Origin of the sequence: Lysinibacillus sp. Ag94 (genome assembly GCF_023242215.1) — a bacterium.
GTDB lineage: Bacteria > Bacillota > Bacilli > Bacillales_A > Planococcaceae > Lysinibacillus.
Genome location: NZ_CP096780.1, coordinates 1,235,400 through 1,253,999 on the forward strand (window position 1 = coordinate 1,235,400; position 18,600 = coordinate 1,253,999).

The window sequence follows — 18,600 nt, forward strand, 5'->3', positions numbered from 1 at the left end:
TAACCTGCAAGCTGAGTGAAGTTTCTAGAAATTCCTTTATACTAAATTCAAGAATAAAGTGATACTTGAAAGGTTGGTATAACTGCATTTCAAGGGGATACATGCTATACTTTACATACCATATTCATTAAGATATGTATTGAAAGGTGTGTAATTATGTTATCAAAAGAAAAAATTAACCGAATCAATGAACTTTCTGCTAAGGCTAAAAGTGGTACATTAACAGAGGCAGAAGCTAAGGAACGATCAGCGCTTCGTAAAGAATATCTAGATACATTTAGATCAACGATGCGAGATACAATTGAAAACGTAAAAGTAGTAGATGCTGAAGGAAATGATGTAACACCAGAAAAAGTTAAACAAGCGAAAAAAAATAAATTTCTCAATTAATATGACACATTTAGGTCAATAACGCCTCAGCGTAATTGTGACTGGATTTTGAAATTGAGCTTAGGCTTGCGCGATGCAGGTCAGTTAGCCGTTTTCGTAGGATGTGAAGCTAACTCCTTATCCGTGACATCCCGCCGGAGGTATTATTATTGTGTGTGGGATTTTTCGCTGAATAAAGATAAAGTATGTTATAAATCTTTAATAGTATAACAAAACCATTGTTTTCTGAAGCAATGTTGACTAAACTGTATAAGAACAATATATAGGACGAGAAAGGATGTCACAAAATAATGACTCAACATGCGGATCAACTAGCGATTAATGCTATCCGAACTTTGTCAATTGATGCAATTGAAAAAGCAAACTCAGGTCACCCAGGTTTACCGATGGGGGCTGCGCCAATGGCTTATACGCTTTGGACAAAACAACTTCACCATAATCCGGCTAACCCAAAATGGTTTAACCGTGACCGTTTTGTACTTTCAGCAGGTCATGGCTCTATGCTTTTATATAGCCTACTTCATCTAGGTGGCTACGGCTTACCAATGGAAGAAATTCAAAACTTCCGTCAATGGGATTCATTAACTCCAGGACATCCTGAATATGGTCATACTGTTGGGGTAGAGGCAACAACAGGTCCTCTAGGTCAAGGTATTGCTATGACAGTTGGTATGGCAATGGCTGAACGCCATTTAGCAGCTACTTACAATAAACCAGGACATGACATCGTTGATCACTATACATTTGCACTTTGTGGCGATGGCGATTTAATGGAAGGTGTAGCGGCTGAAGCTATCTCTTTAGCAGGTCACTTAAAACTTGAAAAGTTAATCGTTTTATACGATTCAAACGATATTTCTTTAGATGGTGATTTAGAAAAATCATTCTCAGAAAATGTTCAAAAACGTTTCGAATCTTATGGCTGGAACTATTTAAAAGTTGCAGATGGTACAGATGTTGACGCAATTAACGCAGCAATCGAAGAAGCTAAAAAATCAACTGACAAGCCAACACTTATTGAAGTGAAAACTGTTATTGGTTTTGGTTCACCAAACAAATCTGGTAAAGCTGCTTCTCACGGTGCACCGCTTGGTCAAGATGAAGTTGTTTTAACGAAAGCATCTTATGAATGGGCACACGAGCCATTCCAAATTCCTGCTGAAGTATATGACACATTTGCAGCAGCAGCTAATGTTCAAGGGGCACAGCCCGAAGAAGCTTGGAATGCTAAGTTTGAAGCATATAAGCAAGAGTTCCCAGAATTAGCAGCGCAATTTGAAAAGGCAATGAATGGTCAACTACCAGAGGATTTTGCTTCAGAATTACCAGTTTATGAAGTAGGTAAATCAGTAGCTACTCGTTCTTCTTCTGGAGATGCAATCAATGCAATTGCAAAGAAAACGCCATCATTCTTCGGTGGTTCAGCTGACCTTGCTGGCTCAAATAAAACGACGATGAAAGATGCTGGAGATTTCTCTGCAGACGATTATGCTGGCCGTAATATTTGGTTCGGTGTACGTGAGTTTGCAATGGGTGCTGCTATGAACGGCATGGCACTTCACGGTGGTCTTAACGTATTTGGTGGTACATTCTTCGTATTCTCTGATTATGTTCGTCCAGCTGTACGACTTTCTGCATTAATGGGTCTTCCTGTTACTTATGTATTTACACATGACTCAATTGCTGTAGGGGAAGATGGTCCAACACATGAACCAATCGAACACCTTGCATCTTTACGTGCAATGCCGAATTTATCTGTTGTTCGCCCAGCTGATGCAAATGAATCAGCCGTTGCATGGGAGCTAGCAGTAGCATCTGAAAAAACACCAACTGTTTTAGTATTGTCTCGTCAAAACTTACCTGTTCTTGACGCATCTATTGATACAGTACGTGAAGGTGTTACTAAAGGTGCTTATACAGTGTCTCCTGCTACAAAAGAAGTGGCAGATGCCATTTTAATTGCAACAGGCTCAGAAGTTTCACTTGCAATCGAAGCACAAAAAGCATTAAAAGCTGATGGTGTAGATGTGGCAGTAGTTTCAATGCCATCTATGGATCGCTTCGAAAAACAAGACGCAGCTTACAAAGAATCTATTCTTCCAAAAGCTGTAACAAAACGTCTTGCAATCGAAATGGGCTCATCATTCGGTTGGCATAAATACACTGGTTTTGAAGGGGACGTTCTTGCAATTGACAAGTTCGGCGCTTCTGCACCAGGTGAAATAGTGATGGAAAAATACGGATTCACAGTAGAAAATGTTGTAGCGAAGGTAAAAGCGCTATAATTAAATAAAATACCGCAATACTCAGTAGGTTAAATCTCCTCTGAGTATTGCGGTATTTTTTCATGTTTAGAGGATTTCACTAAAGAAATCCAAATAGCCGCACAATGAATTAGCAGCATAATAACAAAACAGTAAAAGCCTTTGGAACTTCCTTCAATGTTTAGCTCATCAGCTATAATGCCACTAAACCAAAGAAGCTGACCTGTGATAATTGCTGAGAGGCTTGCAAAAAGTAAACAAAACCAAATAGATACTTTTTTTACAATGACAATAATGAGTAGCAAAACAGCAAAAAGTAGGGTAGCTTCAAAAATCGGATCAAGAAGTGAAAACGTATTTTCATTTACAAAATGCTTATAAGTAAATTGAGTATCCACACAATCCCTCCTTAAAAATCATAACGTTTTTTGGCAATAAAAGGTTTCGTGAATGAAGAAACTCATCTAGTATTAATTCCCAATTGGTATACAATGATAAGTGTAGGCATCGACTAGAACTGTTGAGAGGTGTTTAAATGAATTCACAAGCTATATTCACACAAGTAAAGAAAACTTTCTCACAATTAGATTGTACAGGTGGCGGAGTTATTATTAATAAGCATGGTCAAACAGTATTAGAAGAATATGTTGGTGTGCAAGGACAACAACAAGACGCCAAAAGGGTAGGACCACATACTCTTTTTCATCTTGCCTCTGTTCGTAAAACTTATGTAGGATTTGCTGTAGCATATGCGATTTATCATAACTATATTGCTTCAATAGATGATAAACTAAGTAATTATTTAGACAATGAAATAGTATTTGTTGATGTATCAATTAGACATCTACTCACCCATACTCACGGTTTACGTCGCCAAAATGAAAAAGTAATGAAGGAATTCAAAGCAGGTTATAACTGGGCATACCGAGATATTAATGTAGAACTACTTGCAAAAGTTATTTTTAAAGCTACTGGAAAAACTATTGCAGAAATTGTAGAGGAGCAAGTATTTCAGCCATTGTCTTTAACTGAAACAAATTGGTTTAGTGAAAAAAACGAACAGCATGTAGAAGTAATACATAATGATAACCCCTTTTGGTATGAAAGCGACGTATGTGATGGTAGTAAAATGAATATGTATAGCACATTAAGAGAGCTAGCAAAGTGGGGACAAGTGCATCTTGATAAAGGAAGTTTACATGGAAAACAAATTATACCTGAAGAAATCATACAGTTATTAACGACAATTCAATCCCCGAACTCTAAACCAAAGAACTTGCCAACTAATGGCTTTTTCTGGTTTGTTCAGCCACAACAGAGAGAAGGGGTTACTGAGTTAAGTCCAATATTACCACAAGGAAGCTTTCAAATACTTGGTTTCACAAGTGTTGCTCTATTGGTAATTCCTAAAGAAAATATTGTGGCAGTTCGTGGATTTAACAGCTTTGGCTCACCTGCAGGGTTTGACTACATTAAAGATATTCATGATTTTGGTTCAACCGTGTATCAATCATTTCTTTAACAATAAAAGGGGGGCTAGTAATGAAAAAGTATAGCGTAGTGTTATTTGATTTAGACGGTACAATATCTGATCCTAAAATAGGGATAACAAAATGTGTTCAATATGCTCTAGGAAAAATAGGTATAGTGGAAGCTGACCTTGATCAGCTTGAAACGTTTATTGGGCCGCCGCTGCAAGTATCATTTCGAGAAATATATGGATTAGATGATGTTGAAGTTGAGCAAGCGATTGCTTATTACCGTGAACGTTTTATCCAAACTGGCATGTATGAGAATAAATTGTATCAAAACATATCATCTTTATTAGAATATTTACAGAAGGATGGGTATCAGTTAGCGATAGCCACATCTAAGCCAACTGTATTTGCAGAACAAATTATACAATACTTTAACCTTGAACATTTTTTCGACCTTGTCGCAGGCAGCAATTTGGATGGCACACGGTCAGCTAAAGGAGAAGTTATCGCATATGTACGCGAACATTTTAATGAAGTGAATATAGATCAATTAATTATGATTGGAGATCGTAAATACGATATTGTTGGGGCACACGAAAATCAAATTGATTCGATCGGTGTTACTTATGGCTATGGCTCACTTGAGGAATTGACGGAAGTACAAGCAACATACATAGTGAACAGCGTAAACGAGCTACAACAATTTTTTTATAGCTAGAGGTAAAAAATACGAAACTGTATTTCTATCAATGCAGTTTCGTATTTTTGGGAAAACAGCTGTAATCGCTGATAAAAGAGCGAAGATCGCTGATAAGTAGGTAGAATCGCTGATAAAAGGGCGAAAATCGCTGATAAGCCAGGTAGAATCGCTGATAAAAGGGCGAAAATCGCTGATAAGCCAAGTAGAATCGCTGATAAAAGAACGGAAATCGCTGATAAGCCAGGTAGAATCGCTGATAAAAGAGCGAAAATCGCTGATAGCCAAGGTAGAATCGCTGATAAAAGAGAGAAAATCGCTGATAAGCAGGTAGAATCGCTGATAAAAGAGCGAAGATCGCTGATAAGCCAGGTAGAATCGCTGATAAAAGAGCAAAAATCGCTGATAGCCCCAGCACAAACAATCGCTAATAAACCAAACGACCTAAGAAAAACTACTTCGCAAGCCCATTTTGAAAAGCGTAGACAACGGCTTGTGTTCGATCTTGAACATCGAGCTTCGCTAAAATATTGCTGACATGTGTTTTTACGGTTTTTAATGCAATGTATAAGTCATCAGCAATTTCCTGATTGGCTTTACCTTGAGCCATTAGCAATAATACTTCCATTTCACGCTCGGTAAGTTGCTCATACAGTGGGGTACTATTGCCGTGGCGCATGCGATGCATCATTTTTGATGTTACTTCTGGCTCTAAAACAGTTTCGCCGCCCATTGTTTTACGAATGGCATCGGCAATTTGCTTCGCATTGGACGTTTTTAAAATATAGCTAACTGCACCGGCCTCTAATGCAGGGTAGACTTTATCATCATCTAAAAAACTTGTTACCATCATAATTTTTGCCTCTGGCCATGCTGTTAAAATTTCAGATGTCGCTTCAGCTCCTGTCATGATTGGCATTACATTGTCCATTAAAATAATGTCTGGACGCAGCTCAAGAGCACGTTCCACTGCCTCTTTACCATTTTCAGCTTCACCTACAACAGTGATATCTGGTTGTGCTGACAGATAGGCAGAAACGCCGATACGCACCATCTCGTGGTCATCCACTATTAACACTTGAATCATTCACTTCAACCTCCTTTTGTAGGGGAATTTTAACCTCTACAATTGTACCTTCTCCAGGTACGGATACAATTTTGTACGTACAGCCAATCTCTACCGCGCGCTCGGCAATGTTTTGCAGTCCATAAGAAGTAGATTTATCAGCTTCGACATCAAAGCCGAGGCCATTGTCCTGAATACGCAAAATGGCTAAATCATCGCGTGCAACGAGCAGTAATTCAACTTCGCTCGCTTTGGCATGGCGTAGCGTATTGGATAACGCCTCCTGTGCAATACGGAACAAATGATCCTCCTCCGCTTTGGACAACGACATTTCCTCAAGCTCATATTCAATATGAAAAAATACCTTCTGCTGCAGCTCAATAATAAGCTCCTCAAGACCTTGTGCCAGCGTTTTATTATGCAGAGCTACTGGGCGTAAATGTAATAATAATGCACGCATTTCAAGCTGTGCCTGTTGTACAATTTTTTCGACCTGCTTTAAGCTTGTAGCATTTTCATCGGTTTCGGTTAATGCGGACAGTAACATCGAAGCGGCGAATAATTGCTGTGATACAGAATCATGAAGCTCACGAGCAAGGCGTTGACGTTCAGCGATAATTCGCTCTTGAATAATTTTATCGTTAGCTTCTGCACGTTCATTGGATAAACGCTGTAAGCTTTTTCGTTGAGTATCAATTAGCTCACTTGTTTGAACTAAAGCCTTTTTCAAAGGTTTTGGTAAAGGCTGTTTTTTAGGTAATATAAAATCGGGTTCAACTAACTGTTTCACGATGCGGGTTGCCTGAGCCTCTCTTGCACGGGCAGTCATACTGATCCAACTGGCAATCAGTAAACTAATGGCGAAAAGAGTGACGACAATGAAACCACCGAGTGGAATATTATTATAATTCTGCTGCCATAACGGCTCCCATGTTTTCTCGTTTGGCTCGCCCCAAACAGCGACAAGGAGACCGAATGTAGCACTCATCAACATAAAAAGTAAAGTCAAAATTCTTGAGATAAAGGCAATCATTTACGTAGCACCTCCAAGTCCCCAAGCCAAGTTGCAACGTGTATGACAAGTGTACGTTTTGCATCCTCAGGGTTTCCATCTGAAAAACTTACACTTTCATTCAGTAGGCGTTGTGGCCCAACATGTAGGCATTTTATTTCACCAAACAATGTCGTATAGTGTAAGCGGAATGGAATTTCGTAGGGGATATAAATTTGTACCTTACCAATGCCTTGGCGGATCGTAATAATACTTGTGCCGGTAGGTAAAATTGTTTGTGTTGTGTCAATTGTAATGTCGCCTGCAAGCCGCTGTATTTGAACATCTTGCCATTTAAAGGCTTCCACTGGTGCTGGCAATATACCGAATAATTCGTTTTTCGTAGCAGGGAGCTTCTCAAGAAGCTCCAAACCAACAACTTTGGCTTCATTTTCTCTTTGCAAGTATTGATAGAGCATATATAAAAGAATGATGACGATAAATAAGCGTAAACTCCACATCGTAAAGAGTGCGATTGAGATAAAGAAAATTCCTGTCCATTTAAAGAAACGATTTTTTTTCGAGAAGCTTAAATAAAGAAGTCCTACCCCGATCAATAGACAGAAGGCGCCACCGTTATTAAAAATTGTGAGCTCCACAAAAACGAGTAAAAAGAAGCATAGCACCCCAAATGTGAGCTTATTAGTTGTGAAATTTTGCAAGAGAGTCACCCTTCTTTCTACAAATTGATGAGAGAAGACGAACTTCTCTTAAAAAATATTTTTAAAAGTGTTGTTAATGATTTTGAAGCATTTTTTTGATTGTATCATTCATCAATGTTGAATCTAGTGTATTTGGATAATGAGCAGAGTGCTCTAAAGTAATAAATTCCTTACCATTTGGTGCGTCTAATAGCTCATAATATTGTTTTGCTAATTCATAATTCGTCTGTTTATCATATTTACCTTGTATAAAATAAACGGGTATATCTATACTTTTTACAGAATCAAAAAAATTAGTTAGTATGATTTCTTTTTTTAGCTCTTGGCTTTTTATAAGGCTAAATTGTGGCCCTGAAATAAATGCTTTATACAGATTCTGTAAAGAGTAATCAGGGGGAGTAAAAGTCCCTTTTATCAATTCGAAGAGACTCATTTCTTTACCAAATCATCATAATAATTCAAACCTCTATATTGATTGATAAAATCACTAAATGGATCCTCATCTTTTGCTAAATAAGGACCTTTTAAAGGCATATTATAATCATAGGACTAAACCCTTTTTTTAGTCACCTTCAAAGAAATGGGATGCTTCAATAAATGAGGCATCCCTTATTTCTTTTATTATAACATGTTATTTTTTTAAAATAGCAGTTATTGTTATTTATTTTCAATTAGCAGTGGTGCGTTATCTTCCGCGACATTTTTTTCTAGCTGCGCAAGACGAGATTCGAAAGATGTTACTTCATGATCTTTGTCGATTTGGTAAGCAAGCTTGTCGATATACGATTCTAAATCTTCAAAGTTGGTTTTATTGTTTTTAGCGATCATACCGTCCATTTGATGGTGAGCGCGTGTAACGTTTTCTTTACCCATTAGCTGTAATTGACGCACTTTCATATCTTTAATTTTGTGTTTCATCGTTTCAAATTTGCGTTCAAGTTCGAAGTATTCACGTGTACTTGCTTCAATACTAGCTTGTAATGTATTGTTACGTGCTGTGTATGCAGCAACTTCATCAGAAGCGAAATCGATTAAATCTTGCTCTCCGCTAGTAGTAGCTAATTTTAATTGTGCCTCACGTTTAGCTAGTAATTCTGCATTTTGTTTAAATTCCTGCTCTAGTTTTTCTTTTAACTGACCTTGACGCTCTAATAATTTTCCAGTTTGCTCTGTTTGTTTTTCTGCTTCACGAATGTATTGGTTCAACATCGCAATTGGATTTTTTTGTTCCTTCTTATCAAATAACTGATGTAAATCAGCCTCTATTGTATATTTAAAACGTTGAAATAAGTTCATGTAAATTCGCTCCTTTTATTTTGTTAAGTTAGACCATTCTTTTTCAAAGTTTTTAAATGGATCTTCTTCTTTAGCTTCAATTGTTGGGATTTTTACATCTTCGCCATTCCATTTTTTATAGATAACATAGATGACAGCGATTGCTGCTAAACCAACCATTGCTGGGATATTCGATATTGCTGATAACACACCAATCAAACCTACTGTAAACCATAAGATTTTACCGAATGTTGATTTACTTGAAGTGTAAAAGTGCATACCGAGTGCTACAAACAATCCAGAAAACAGTAGACCTGCAAGTGGTCCAGTTAAAGCGAGTGCAACACATCCTGCGATAAAGCCTCCTATTAGTAGAAAAAATTTTCTCATATGTTTTAGCTCCTTTCGTTGATACCTTTATATTACCTATTAGAAAGCTTTGCTAAAACGGACTGGAAATTGATTTTACTCTAGGTCTTGAGGCTGAGAATATTCTAAGTACTATAGAAGAAGTTAAAAACTTAATTAGCCATAAAGCATTTGATAGAACGGAAAGTAGAAAGTTTTCGACAAAAATAGAAGATGAATGCCTCCTTCGTTTGACAAATTAAAGAGTTTGGATGAGCTATACTTATGAAAAAGCAATGAGCGAAGGAGGATTTCTAGTGAGAACCTATTCCATATATAAAATAAAAGAAGAGCATTTAACGTTTATATTCGGCAGAGAGCGTAAGTTATTAGAAATGATGCAAGGCTGTGAAGACGCTAACGAGAAATCCTTAAAAGAGCTTGCATATATATGTGAAAGCGTGCGCTTCGATGAGATTGCTACGATGCTTGAGGCGCAACTTGATTCTAAGTATGCACATTTAGAGAGAGCTCGTAATGCTTTATTTTTAGAACATCCTATAAAAGGAAAAATGGCTATTTATTTAGTGGAACGCAAAATTTGTGTTTATTGTGAGGGTTCACGAATGCTTGATTTGGATCTATTCCAAATGCTTGCGAAGATGAGCGAGCGCTTTATTGCATTTAATAAACAAGATAATGAGTGTGGGTGGTTAAAGCCAATGAAGTATACAATGCATTAGGAAATTTCACTACAATATATAGTAACACGCTAATATTTGGTGTATAATGGAGCGTGGAGAGTTTTTTTCTCGGTATATATTGTAGTGGAGGAGGTTGGTTGTATGCCTACATGGGGCTGGATTATTATCGTAATTATCGCATTAGCAGCAGGCGCGGCACTTGGTTTCTATTTAGCTCGCCAAGCTATGATGAAATATTTAAAAGAAAACCCACCAATTAACGAACAAATGATTCGTATGATGATGGCGCAAATGGGTCGTACGCCGTCTGAAAAGCAAGTACGTCAAATGATGTCACAAATGAATAAATTCCAAAAATAATTGGAATTTTAAAGAGCAACTAGTCCAAGCCAGGGCTGGTTGTTTTTTTAACCCCTTATATGCTGAGATAAAATTGATTTTTATAAATTGTTTGAATAATTCATTAAAAACCATATAAATCTATCGGAAAACTAGTTATAATGGAAATATTCTATATAAAGGAGTTGTTTGTATTGCAGAGAGAAAAAACAAATGTTGAAAGCTTTGATTTAGATCATACGAAAGTAAAAGCGCCATATGTACGTTTAGCGGGTGTTAAAACAGGAAAAAATGGCGATGAAGTGTACAAATATGATATTCGACTTAAACAGCCAAATAAAGAGCATATGGAAATGCCTGCATTACATTCCCTAGAGCATTTATCGGCTGACCTTATCCGCAATTACTCCGACCATATTGTTGATTTCAGTCCAATGGGTTGCCAAACAGGCTTCTATGTATCGCTTATAAATCACAATGATTATGAAGACTTATTGAATATTTTAGAAAAAACATTTACAGATGTAACAAAGGCCACTGCAGTCCCAGCATGTAATGAAGTGCAATGCGGCTGGGCAGTTAGCCATAGTCTAGAAGGTGCACAAACGTTAGCCAAAGAATTTTTAGCCAAACGTGATGAATGGCATATTGTTTTTGCTGAATAAATGATTGAAAAACCTTGCGTGAAGTGCGGCAAGGTTTTTCATAGTGTCAATGAGAGTCACTGCCACTTTGCTTTTCCGCAGATCATTCTGAGGAAGAGCCATACTTTATTTAATATGACATCTTTATTTCATTGAAAAATAAAATGGTTTAGTAGGGATTTTTTTGAATTTATGGAGCGTGAATTCCATCCTAGGCTACTCGCTTTCCTTCTTTTACTTATGATACCGCTGACATGTCAGAAGGTACGTGCTATGTGAATTGATTGATTGGAGTGGAGACTGGGCGACTCCTTGGGGATCAGCGTCACAGGTGAGACCCTGGAGCGAGCAGCGCGAGTGAAGCGGCTCATCGGACGCCCCCAGGAAAGCGCCCAGTCGGAACGGAAATCAACTCCTCGTTATGCGAAAGAGCTATATTTTCGTTTGTACTAAAAATGAAATGGAATGACATTAGATGAAGAAGAATCACGATTAATTTTTTGGTAAATGAAATTTTCTAAAAAGTCATGGATTAAATCCTCGTATTCAGCCATATTTTCATTAAAGGATTGTGCATGAGCTCCTTTATCAAATAGCTTCAGTTTTTTAGGACCGGTTTTTTTATTGTATAAATCCAGTGACATAGAAGCTGGGATAAATGTGTCAGGAATACTATGGATAAAGAGCACAGGCTTTTCGATATTTGTCACTGCCTCAGAAGGTGTCACGCTTTTAAAGGAATAACCGTCTCGTAAGCGGATAAAAAAATCAGCAAAACGAATTGGAATAATCGAGCCGTATTTAAATTCTGTTTTCGCAATTTGTTTCAGCAGCATTGAAAAATCAGAAAACGCACAATCAGAAATATAGAAATCCGCACCATCCTCTATAGTTCCTGCATATAGTAACATGGTTGCAGCACCCATTGATTCACCATGAATACCAAGAATGGCATTTTCGCCAATCATTGCCTTTATCGTTTTGACTACTGCATCAAGATCATTTTTTTCATAATAGCCGTAGCTAGTCGTTTTTCCACCTGTCTCTCCATGCCTGCGATGGTCAAAAATAACGGAATTGTAGCCAAGGCGTTCAAAAAGTCGAGCATATTTGACGGAGTTGATTTTATTTTCTGTTACGCCATGGCAAATAATGATGGTATTATTTGTTTCCAATGGCTGAAACATAATGCCGCGGATTGTATAGCCATTTGGCGAGTCAATATTTAATTCACATTTTAAATTTTTATTGTACCAAGCTTCATCAAAACGTTTAGCAGTGGTTTCACGTTCGCGAACAAATTCAGGATCCTTTTGCTTAATGTACATCAATTTATTGGAAAGCGCGAAGCCGAACAGACCAGTTGCTGCTGCGGCAATCGTCGTTGTTATACCTGAAAATAACAGCATTTTCTTTTTCATTATTAACACCTCCACGTCCTGTTTCTGTTGTTGTCTTGGCATACAAGCAACGTATGCCCTTTTCTTAATTGTAATGTTCCCAACTGAGATTGTTTAAAACACGTCAACATTTTACATTATCTTTAGCAAAACTGCGATTATTTCTGTTATCGAAAATCGTCAAAATATTTGTTAAAATAGATATATCTGCTAGTAGCATATGCATGCAGTGTTCATTTTTGAACGGGGAAAAGGGGAGAATGTTTATGACGAAAGAGGTAGTCATAGTAAGTGCTGTACGTACAGCTATTGGTGCATTCCAAGGAACATTAAAGGACGTACCAGCAACAAAATTAGGGAGTATTGTTATTAAAGATGCATTAGCACGTGCTGGTGTAGCAGGTGAACAAGTTGACGAAGTCATTATGGGGAATGTCTTATCGGCTGGACTCGGGCAAAATCCTGCTCGTCAAGCCGCGATTGCAGCAGGCTTACCACATGAAGTATCTGCATTAACGATTAATAAAGTTTGTGGCTCAGGACTAAAGGCGGTTCATTTAGCGACACAAGCCATTTTAGCAGGTGATGCGGATATTGTCGTTGCAGGTGGCTTTGAAAATATGAGCCAGGCACCATATGTCTTAAAAAATGCACGAGAAGGCTTCCGTATGGGGGATCAAAAAGTAATCGATACGATGATTCATGACGGATTATGGTGTGCCTTCAATGACTATCATATGGGCGTTACAGCTGAAAATTTATGTGATACCTATGAGATTTCTCGAGAAGAACAAGATGCCTTCGCAGCACGTTCACAACAGCGTGCAGAAGCGGCAATGGCAGCAGGGAAGTTTAACGAAGAAATCGTAGCGGTGGAAATTCCTCAGCGCAAGGGCGATTCTCTTATTTTTGATAAAGATGAATTCCCGCGTCAAGGCGTTACAGCTGAGTCGCTATCAAAACTACGACCTGCCTTTAAAAAGGATGGCTCTGTAACAGCAGCAAATGCATCGGGCATTAACGATGGTGCAGCAGCGGTCGTTATCATGTCGAAAGAAAAAGCGGACGAATTAGGTATTCGACCAATCGCACTAATTACAGCGAATGCAAGTGCGGGTGTTGATCCAGCTATTATGGGAACTGGCCCTGTAACAGCTGTAAAGAAAGTATTGGCAAAAGCTGATATGACGTTAGACAATATAGATTTAATTGAGGCGAATGAAGCTTTTGCAGCTCAATCTATCGCTGTAGATCGCGAACTAGGCTTTAATCATGATAAACTAAATGTGAACGGGGGCGCAATTGCTCTTGGTCACCCAATTGGTGCAAGTGGAGCACGTATTTTAGTAACGCTTTTACACGAGATGGAAAAGCGAGATGCAAAAACAGGTCTCGCAACACTGTGTATCGGTGGTGGACAAGGCGTGGCAACAGTTGTCAAGCGCCCTTGAAGTGAATGAGAAGGTGAAATGCAATGGGAAAAAAACGAAAACAGCAGCAACGCGTAGATAGTAGCGTAACAGCTAGTCTACCAAAGCAGGAGGCAGTGACATTAGCCGATCAACTAGGTGGTGACGTACTAGCCAAACTAAAAGCGGCAAAGCAAGATTTAACAGCGAAAGAACAAGCCGCAGAAGAAGAGCGCCAAGCAAAACTAGCCTTTGAGCGCAAACAACGCGAAAAAAACAAATCGTTTGAAGAACTACTAAACGAATACGGCGATAAAGGCTCAAAATTCTAAAGAGAAACAGTGAATCCAAATGAGGATTCACTGTTTTTCATGTTTTATCGGAAAGATTTCGAGATTTATCGGAACAATTTTATATTTTATCGGAAAGATTCTTAGATTTATCGGCATCATTTTCGTTTTCTACTTATATTATAACCCCATCTGATAATTATTTATAGACTACTTTTTCACCCATTCCTTACCTTATACTGTTATACGCAAGTCAAAAAAGTATAAGGGGTGCGTTTAAATGAATGACCAAAAAAATATCTTGGATCCAGGTCCGTTTTTTCATGGTACTAAAGCAGAACTGAAAATCGGAGACCTGCTTGAACCTTTGCACTTATCCAATTATCAGGATAAAAAATCTAACTATATATATTTTACTGCAACATTAAACGCGGCGAAATGGGGTGCTGAATTAGCAAGATCTACATCAAAAGAGAGAATTTATCTTGTAGAGCCATTAGGTGATTTTGAAAATGATCCGAACTTAACTGACAAACGATTTCCTGGAAACCCAACACGTTCTTATAGGTCTAAATCACCTTTGAAAATAATCGCTGAATTAAGTTCGTGGGAAAGACATTCTGAAGAAGAAATAAATCATATGCTTACATCGTTAAAAAAATTAAGTGAACAAGGACAAAATGTAATTTACGATTGATTCTCACATTACTACAACTTCCGCCAAAGGATTTTTGCTTGAAGAACGAACGGCGCAGGTTAGTTTTACAAGAGTAAACAGAAGTGTTGAGTGTTGATTATTGAAATAGTTGGTTATTTTCATCAAGCATTAGTTATAGGGAAAAAGTGTTCTAAACAGCAATTAAATTACAAGTATCTGTTAGCAAAAGAATTAAAGTTGATTTTGTGATAGACACAGATACAGATAGAATTCACAGACCCTCTTATTAAACTAACGAGGTGCAAGCGTTTAAGATTAAGCTACCGAAGTTAAGGGAGCTTTTCTTTTTGAGCAAACGAGGGGATAGAAGCTAAACCGCGTGAATTTGACCGGGGTGTAACACTAATTGGTCCACACCAATTGTACAGAGAAACATTTATTATGGTGTTTCTCTGTTTTAAATAAACTAATTCTGATTAAATCGGCTTTCCTCTTAGTTTTGTATAAATTTCCATTAATTAATGTGGTCATTTACAAACAAAAAGTACACCACTATATATGTGATGTACTAATTATTTAATAGGACATGACTCTATTGATAGGACTGCATTATCATACATTTACTTGTCTTTAATTTTACAATGAATCTTCCTCACCAACACGACAATCCCAACAAAAACAATCGCGCCAGCTGAATCCACCATAACATCCTGTCCGCTCATCGTACGTTCTGGTGTAAAGCTTTGACGCATTTCATCAAGCGTTGCGATAAGAGCTGTCCCAGCAATAGCGACTCCTGCGGCGAACCGACGTTTTCCCCATGCAAAGTAAATGCCGAGTGCAATGCAGCCGAATCCAACAAAATGTGTTAATTTCCGAATTAAAAATTCTATAAACTTAAAGTAACCACGTTCTTCAACAGAAACAACTGTGTCCCAATAAGGAATTTTTAAAACGGATAATTGCTTTTCAAACGGTTTATTTGCTAATACTTGCTCCAATTCAGGAATAATAGACTGTTGTTCATAGGTCATACTAGAGGAAATCGCAAGTATTACTAAAAACGCTAATAAAATAAGCCATTTTTTCATCGGTGCTCCATATAGTGTTCGGCTTTTGTTAACTCATTTGCCGCTTTAAAATCTATTATTGAAGCCATTTTTTCATAGGCGGCGAGTGTTTGCGCCAGCTGTTCCTGTGAGCTTGCACCAATTACTGTCGAGGCTATTGTAGGTTCCTTTAGATTAAAGGCGATTGCTAGTGCATGTAAATCGTCATAATGTGAAGATAAGCCTGTTAATACTGCTGTTAATTCGTCTGCTGTATATGTGTTAAAGCGATTGACACGTTGTAAACGTTCTTTCCAGCTATTTGTTAGTAACCCTTTTGCAATAGTCCCGCGTGTTACAACAGAAGCGCCTTCACTTGCAATAAAGTCGAGCCATTCTTCTGGTCGACGGTCTAAAGCGCTGTATTGCATCATGACACTTTTTGCAGAGCTTGCTGGTAAAAAACGCTTTAGTACATTGGGTCGAATAGAGGAAATGCCATATTCTCGAATCAATCCATTCTTTTTCAACTCTTCAAAAGTGTCGATAATGCCATCCCAATCGTCCTCAATCGTCCCACCATGTAATTGATAAACATCAATATAGTCAGTTCCTAGTCGTTTTAAGCTAGCGTGTAGAGCTTCCTTTATATAAGACGGAGAGGCATCCCAATGCCAGCCTTCTACACCTTCTGTCCATCGATTCCCAACTTTCGTAGCGACGATAACATCCTGACGGCGTTTTCCTAAAATAGCGCCAATTATTTCTTCATTTGATCCAAAATCATATAAATCGGCTGTATCGATGTAATTAATGCCAGCATCTAGTGCCATAGCAACGATTTCAGCAGCCTTTTTCTTATCTGTCGAAAGAGACATGCCCCCTAAACTAATTTCTGAAATAAACAATTCACTTGAGCCAAGCTGTCTTTTTTTCATGCCAATGCCCTCCTTCGATTTCTCTACTTGTAATGGTACAATGAACATATCTGAAGAACAAGCGAGGTTATGTCAATGAAAAAGTTTGAGGAAAAAACGACAAAGACTACACCCATTTATGACGGGAAAATTGTAAAACTACAGGTTGATGATGTCACTTTACCGAATGGTAATGTTGCAAAAAGGGAGATTATTAAGCATCCAGGTGCAGTTGCAGTTATAGCTGTTACCGATGAAGGCAAATTAGTATTAGTAGAGCAATATCGCAAAGCTTTAGAGCGTTCCATTATTGAAATTCCAGCTGGTAAGCTAGAACCTGGTGAGGAGCCGATTGTGACCGCGCGCCGCGAATTAGAGGAAGAAACGGGCTATGGTGCACACAGCTTCACTTATTTACAAGCGTTTGCAACATCCCCAGGCTTCGCAGATGAGATCATCCATCTATTTGTGGCAAAGGATTTATATAAAATTGAAAACAAAGCAGAGCTGGATGAGGATGAATTTGTCGAACTATTAGAAGTTTCGTTGGAAGAAGCGGGGCAAATGGTTGCAGATGAGCTTATATACGATGCCAAGACAGCGTTTGCAGTTCTTTGGCTCGCGGCACAATAAGAAAATATCTTTAGCATAATAGAAGCGGACGAGCATAAGCTGTACAAACCTTGATAGAAAAGGAGCATGTTTATGTCTCGTACGGTGTCTATATTTTATCACGCTTCCATTATTGCTGTGAGTTTTGTTTGTGGCGTTATCTTTTTTCATATTATTGGTGGGCCGAATGCAGAGCCTTTTATTTCATTTATAGAGCCTCGATTAACAAATGGGGACAGGCATTCTCTATTTCGTTTAGTGTTGCCTGTTGCTGTTTCAATAGCGTTTGTACTACTGCTTGCAACACATAGTGTCCTAAAGGTACTAGTACGTGTAACAGTGGCGATACGTGCTACCTTTTTTGGCTTTAGCTCCGTTTTTTTATTACAGAAGCTTGAAGCTTTCTGGGTTTATACGATTTGGTGGTTTCCATTTCAGCTCATCTATTGTATATTGTTGCTAAACCTATGCAATTTACTTGTACCAGCATGGTCAAAGAGAAAAATCGGGAAAATGATACATGGTCGGACAATTTTGTTGAATTTTATCGCATTTTTCATCATAATAGTTGCAGAGTTTATTGTTATTTCTTATGTATTAAATTGATAAATACAGCATGAAAATGGCTCATCACCAAAGGTTGTGGATGGCATTTGTTAAAACGTTGATTGGAGTGAGGACTGGACGCCCCCAAGAAAGCGCCCAGTCAAAATGGAAATCAACCACATGTTATGGTGATGAGCTATAGAAATTTAGCATTAGGTAAAAACATACAAAAGCATATTCGAAATCTATTCATTATCTTGTAATAGGATTTACTCCTTTGGTATAATGGAATGAGTTTAGGGGGGCGTCACATGGAGAGCCGAATTGATCGTATAAAAAAACAGTTGCATAGTGCTAGTTATAAGCTGACGCCGCAGCGAGAAGCAACAGTTGCTGTACTGCTTGAGCACGAGGAAGATCACCTAAGTGCAGAAGATGTTTACCTTTTAGTAAAAGAAAAGGCACCGGAAATTGGTCTTGCGACTGTCTATAGAACGTTAGAATTACTAACTGAGCTCAAAATTGTCGACAAAATCAACTTTGGCGATGGCGTTTCGCGCTATGATCTACGCCAAGAGGGAGCTGCGCATTTCCACCATCATCTAGTTTGTATCGAATGTGGTGCGGTTGATGAAATTCAGGAAGATTTACTTGAAGATGTGGAAGCCGTTGTTGAAAAACGTTGGAACTTTATCATAAAGGATCACCGACTAACTTTCCACGGCATTTGCTGGCGCTGTCATGATAAAAACGACGAGGTATCAGAAGAAAAGTAAAAAAGATGTTCCAAAAAGATTTATG

At 38.2% G+C, this 18,600-nt stretch carries 23 protein-coding genes; 13 read left to right on the forward strand and 10 right to left on the reverse strand.

The genetic code is table 11. The features are described from left to right. Positions 1-156 precede the first annotated feature (156 nt). Together MY533_RS05480 and tkt are read left to right on the forward strand one after the other, a co-directional pair. On the forward strand, positions 157-390 hold the full coding sequence (locus MY533_RS05480; RefSeq protein ID WP_132363207.1) for a DUF896 domain-containing protein: 234 nt from the start codon (positions 157-159) through the stop codon (positions 388-390). Positions 391-680: 290 nt separating this feature from the next. Beyond that, positions 681-2,675 carry a transketolase gene (gene tkt / locus MY533_RS05485; RefSeq protein ID WP_248718301.1) on the forward strand — a complete coding sequence of 665 codons (1,995 nt, stop codon included), beginning with the start codon at positions 681-683 and terminating at the stop codon, positions 2,673-2,675. Between the two features lie 29 nt (positions 2,676-2,704). On the opposite strand, the gene MY533_RS05490 is transcribed toward tkt, so the two are convergent. After that, a complete protein-coding gene (locus tag MY533_RS05490; protein WP_248718302.1) occupies positions 2,705-3,052 on the reverse strand; it encodes a hypothetical protein in 348 nt (115 codons plus the stop codon). A 137-nt stretch (positions 3,053-3,189) separates the two neighbouring features. On the opposite strand from MY533_RS05490, the gene MY533_RS05495 reads away from it, so the two are divergent. Both MY533_RS05495 and MY533_RS05500 read left to right on the forward strand, forming a co-directional pair. Continuing rightward, on the forward strand, positions 3,190-4,176 hold the full coding sequence (locus MY533_RS05495; protein WP_248718303.1) for a serine hydrolase domain-containing protein: 987 nt from the start codon (positions 3,190-3,192) through the stop codon (positions 4,174-4,176). Positions 4,177-4,196: 20 nt separating this feature from the next. Then, positions 4,197-4,850, forward strand: a complete 654-nt coding sequence (locus MY533_RS05500; RefSeq protein ID WP_248718304.1) for an HAD family hydrolase — start codon at positions 4,197-4,199, stop codon at positions 4,848-4,850. Between the two features lie 433 nt (positions 4,851-5,283). Here MY533_RS05500 and MY533_RS05505 read toward each other — a convergent pair whose 3' ends face one another. The 6 genes from MY533_RS05505 to MY533_RS05530 form a co-directional block, all read right to left on the reverse strand. After that, entirely contained in the window at positions 5,284-5,916 is a 633-nt protein-coding gene (locus MY533_RS05505; protein WP_248718305.1) for a response regulator transcription factor, read from the reverse strand. After that, on the reverse strand, positions 5,891-6,928 hold the full coding sequence (locus MY533_RS05510) for a sensor histidine kinase (protein WP_248718306.1): 1,038 nt from the start codon (positions 6,926-6,928) through the stop codon (positions 5,891-5,893). Before MY533_RS05510 ends, MY533_RS05505 begins: the two co-directional genes overlap by 26 nt. Beyond that, positions 6,925-7,608 carry a cell wall-active antibiotics response protein LiaF gene (gene liaF / locus MY533_RS05515; RefSeq protein ID WP_248718307.1) on the reverse strand — a complete coding sequence of 228 codons (684 nt, stop codon included), beginning with the start codon at positions 7,606-7,608 and terminating at the stop codon, positions 6,925-6,927. Before liaF ends, MY533_RS05510 begins: the two co-directional genes overlap by 4 nt. Before the next feature lie 73 nt (positions 7,609-7,681). Further along, positions 7,682-8,026, reverse strand: coding sequence for an alpha/beta fold hydrolase (locus MY533_RS05520; protein ID WP_248718308.1), 345 nt, complete (start codon positions 8,024-8,026; stop codon positions 7,682-7,684). A gap of 239 nt (positions 8,027-8,265) precedes the next feature. Beyond that, positions 8,266-8,904, reverse strand: coding sequence for a PspA/IM30 family protein (locus MY533_RS05525; protein WP_248718309.1), 639 nt, complete (start codon positions 8,902-8,904; stop codon positions 8,266-8,268). 15 nt (positions 8,905-8,919) lie between these two features. Further along, positions 8,920-9,273, reverse strand: coding sequence for a lmo0954 family membrane protein (locus tag MY533_RS05530; protein ID WP_142507330.1), 354 nt, complete (start codon positions 9,271-9,273; stop codon positions 8,920-8,922). A gap of 275 nt (positions 9,274-9,548) precedes the next feature. On the opposite strand from MY533_RS05530, the gene sirA reads away from it, so the two are divergent. The 3 genes from sirA to MY533_RS05545 all read left to right on the forward strand — a co-directional run bounded on the left by sirA (position 9,549) and on the right by MY533_RS05545 (position 10,939). Next, positions 9,549-9,974, forward strand: a complete 426-nt coding sequence (gene sirA, locus MY533_RS05535; RefSeq protein WP_049668606.1) for a sporulation inhibitor of replication protein SirA — start codon at positions 9,549-9,551, stop codon at positions 9,972-9,974. 102 nt (positions 9,975-10,076) lie between these two features. Then, positions 10,077-10,295 (forward strand): YneF family protein, encoded by a 219-nt coding sequence (locus MY533_RS05540; RefSeq protein ID WP_132363185.1) that lies wholly within the window; start codon positions 10,077-10,079, stop codon positions 10,293-10,295. Positions 10,296-10,435: 140 nt separating this feature from the next. Next, positions 10,436-10,939 carry an S-ribosylhomocysteine lyase gene (locus MY533_RS05545; RefSeq protein WP_248718310.1) on the forward strand — a complete coding sequence of 168 codons (504 nt, stop codon included), beginning with the start codon at positions 10,436-10,438 and terminating at the stop codon, positions 10,937-10,939. A gap of 428 nt (positions 10,940-11,367) precedes the next feature. Here MY533_RS05545 and MY533_RS05550 read toward each other — a convergent pair whose 3' ends face one another. Further along, complete coding sequence (locus MY533_RS05550; RefSeq protein WP_248718311.1) at positions 11,368-12,339, reverse strand: alpha/beta hydrolase; 972 nt, start codon at positions 12,337-12,339, stop codon at positions 11,368-11,370. 245 nt (positions 12,340-12,584) lie between these two features. Between MY533_RS05550 and MY533_RS05555 the strand changes: the two genes are divergently transcribed. From MY533_RS05555 to arr, 3 genes are all read left to right on the forward strand, one after another. After that, complete coding sequence (locus MY533_RS05555; protein ID WP_305883999.1) at positions 12,585-13,769, forward strand: acetyl-CoA C-acetyltransferase; 1,185 nt, start codon at positions 12,585-12,587, stop codon at positions 13,767-13,769. A gap of 23 nt (positions 13,770-13,792) precedes the next feature. After that, a complete protein-coding gene (locus MY533_RS05560) occupies positions 13,793-14,059 on the forward strand; it encodes a YqkE family protein (RefSeq protein WP_132363177.1) in 267 nt (88 codons plus the stop codon). A gap of 238 nt (positions 14,060-14,297) precedes the next feature. Further along, positions 14,298-14,714 carry an NAD(+)--rifampin ADP-ribosyltransferase gene (arr, locus tag MY533_RS05565; protein ID WP_248718313.1) on the forward strand — a complete coding sequence of 139 codons (417 nt, stop codon included), beginning with the start codon at positions 14,298-14,300 and terminating at the stop codon, positions 14,712-14,714. Between the two features lie 581 nt (positions 14,715-15,295). On the opposite strand, the gene MY533_RS05570 is transcribed toward arr, so the two are convergent. Further along, positions 15,296-15,766 carry a VanZ family protein gene (locus MY533_RS05570; protein ID WP_248718314.1) on the reverse strand — a complete coding sequence of 157 codons (471 nt, stop codon included), beginning with the start codon at positions 15,764-15,766 and terminating at the stop codon, positions 15,296-15,298. Next, a complete protein-coding gene (locus MY533_RS05575; RefSeq protein ID WP_248718315.1) occupies positions 15,763-16,662 on the reverse strand; it encodes an aldo/keto reductase in 900 nt (299 codons plus the stop codon). Before MY533_RS05575 ends, MY533_RS05570 begins: the two co-directional genes overlap by 4 nt. 75 nt (positions 16,663-16,737) lie before the next feature. Here MY533_RS05575 and MY533_RS05580 point away from each other — a divergent pair, with 75 nt between their 5' ends. From MY533_RS05580 to MY533_RS05590, 3 genes are all read left to right on the forward strand, one after another. Continuing rightward, complete coding sequence (locus MY533_RS05580; protein WP_248718316.1) at positions 16,738-17,274, forward strand: NUDIX domain-containing protein; 537 nt, start codon at positions 16,738-16,740, stop codon at positions 17,272-17,274. A 72-nt stretch (positions 17,275-17,346) separates the two neighbouring features. Further along, positions 17,347-17,859 carry a hypothetical protein gene (locus MY533_RS05585; RefSeq protein WP_132363165.1) on the forward strand — a complete coding sequence of 171 codons (513 nt, stop codon included), beginning with the start codon at positions 17,347-17,349 and terminating at the stop codon, positions 17,857-17,859. A 251-nt stretch (positions 17,860-18,110) separates the two neighbouring features. Beyond that, on the forward strand, positions 18,111-18,575 hold the full coding sequence (locus MY533_RS05590; protein ID WP_132363163.1) for a ferric iron uptake transcriptional regulator: 465 nt from the start codon (positions 18,111-18,113) through the stop codon (positions 18,573-18,575). Positions 18,576-18,600 lie beyond the last annotated feature (25 nt).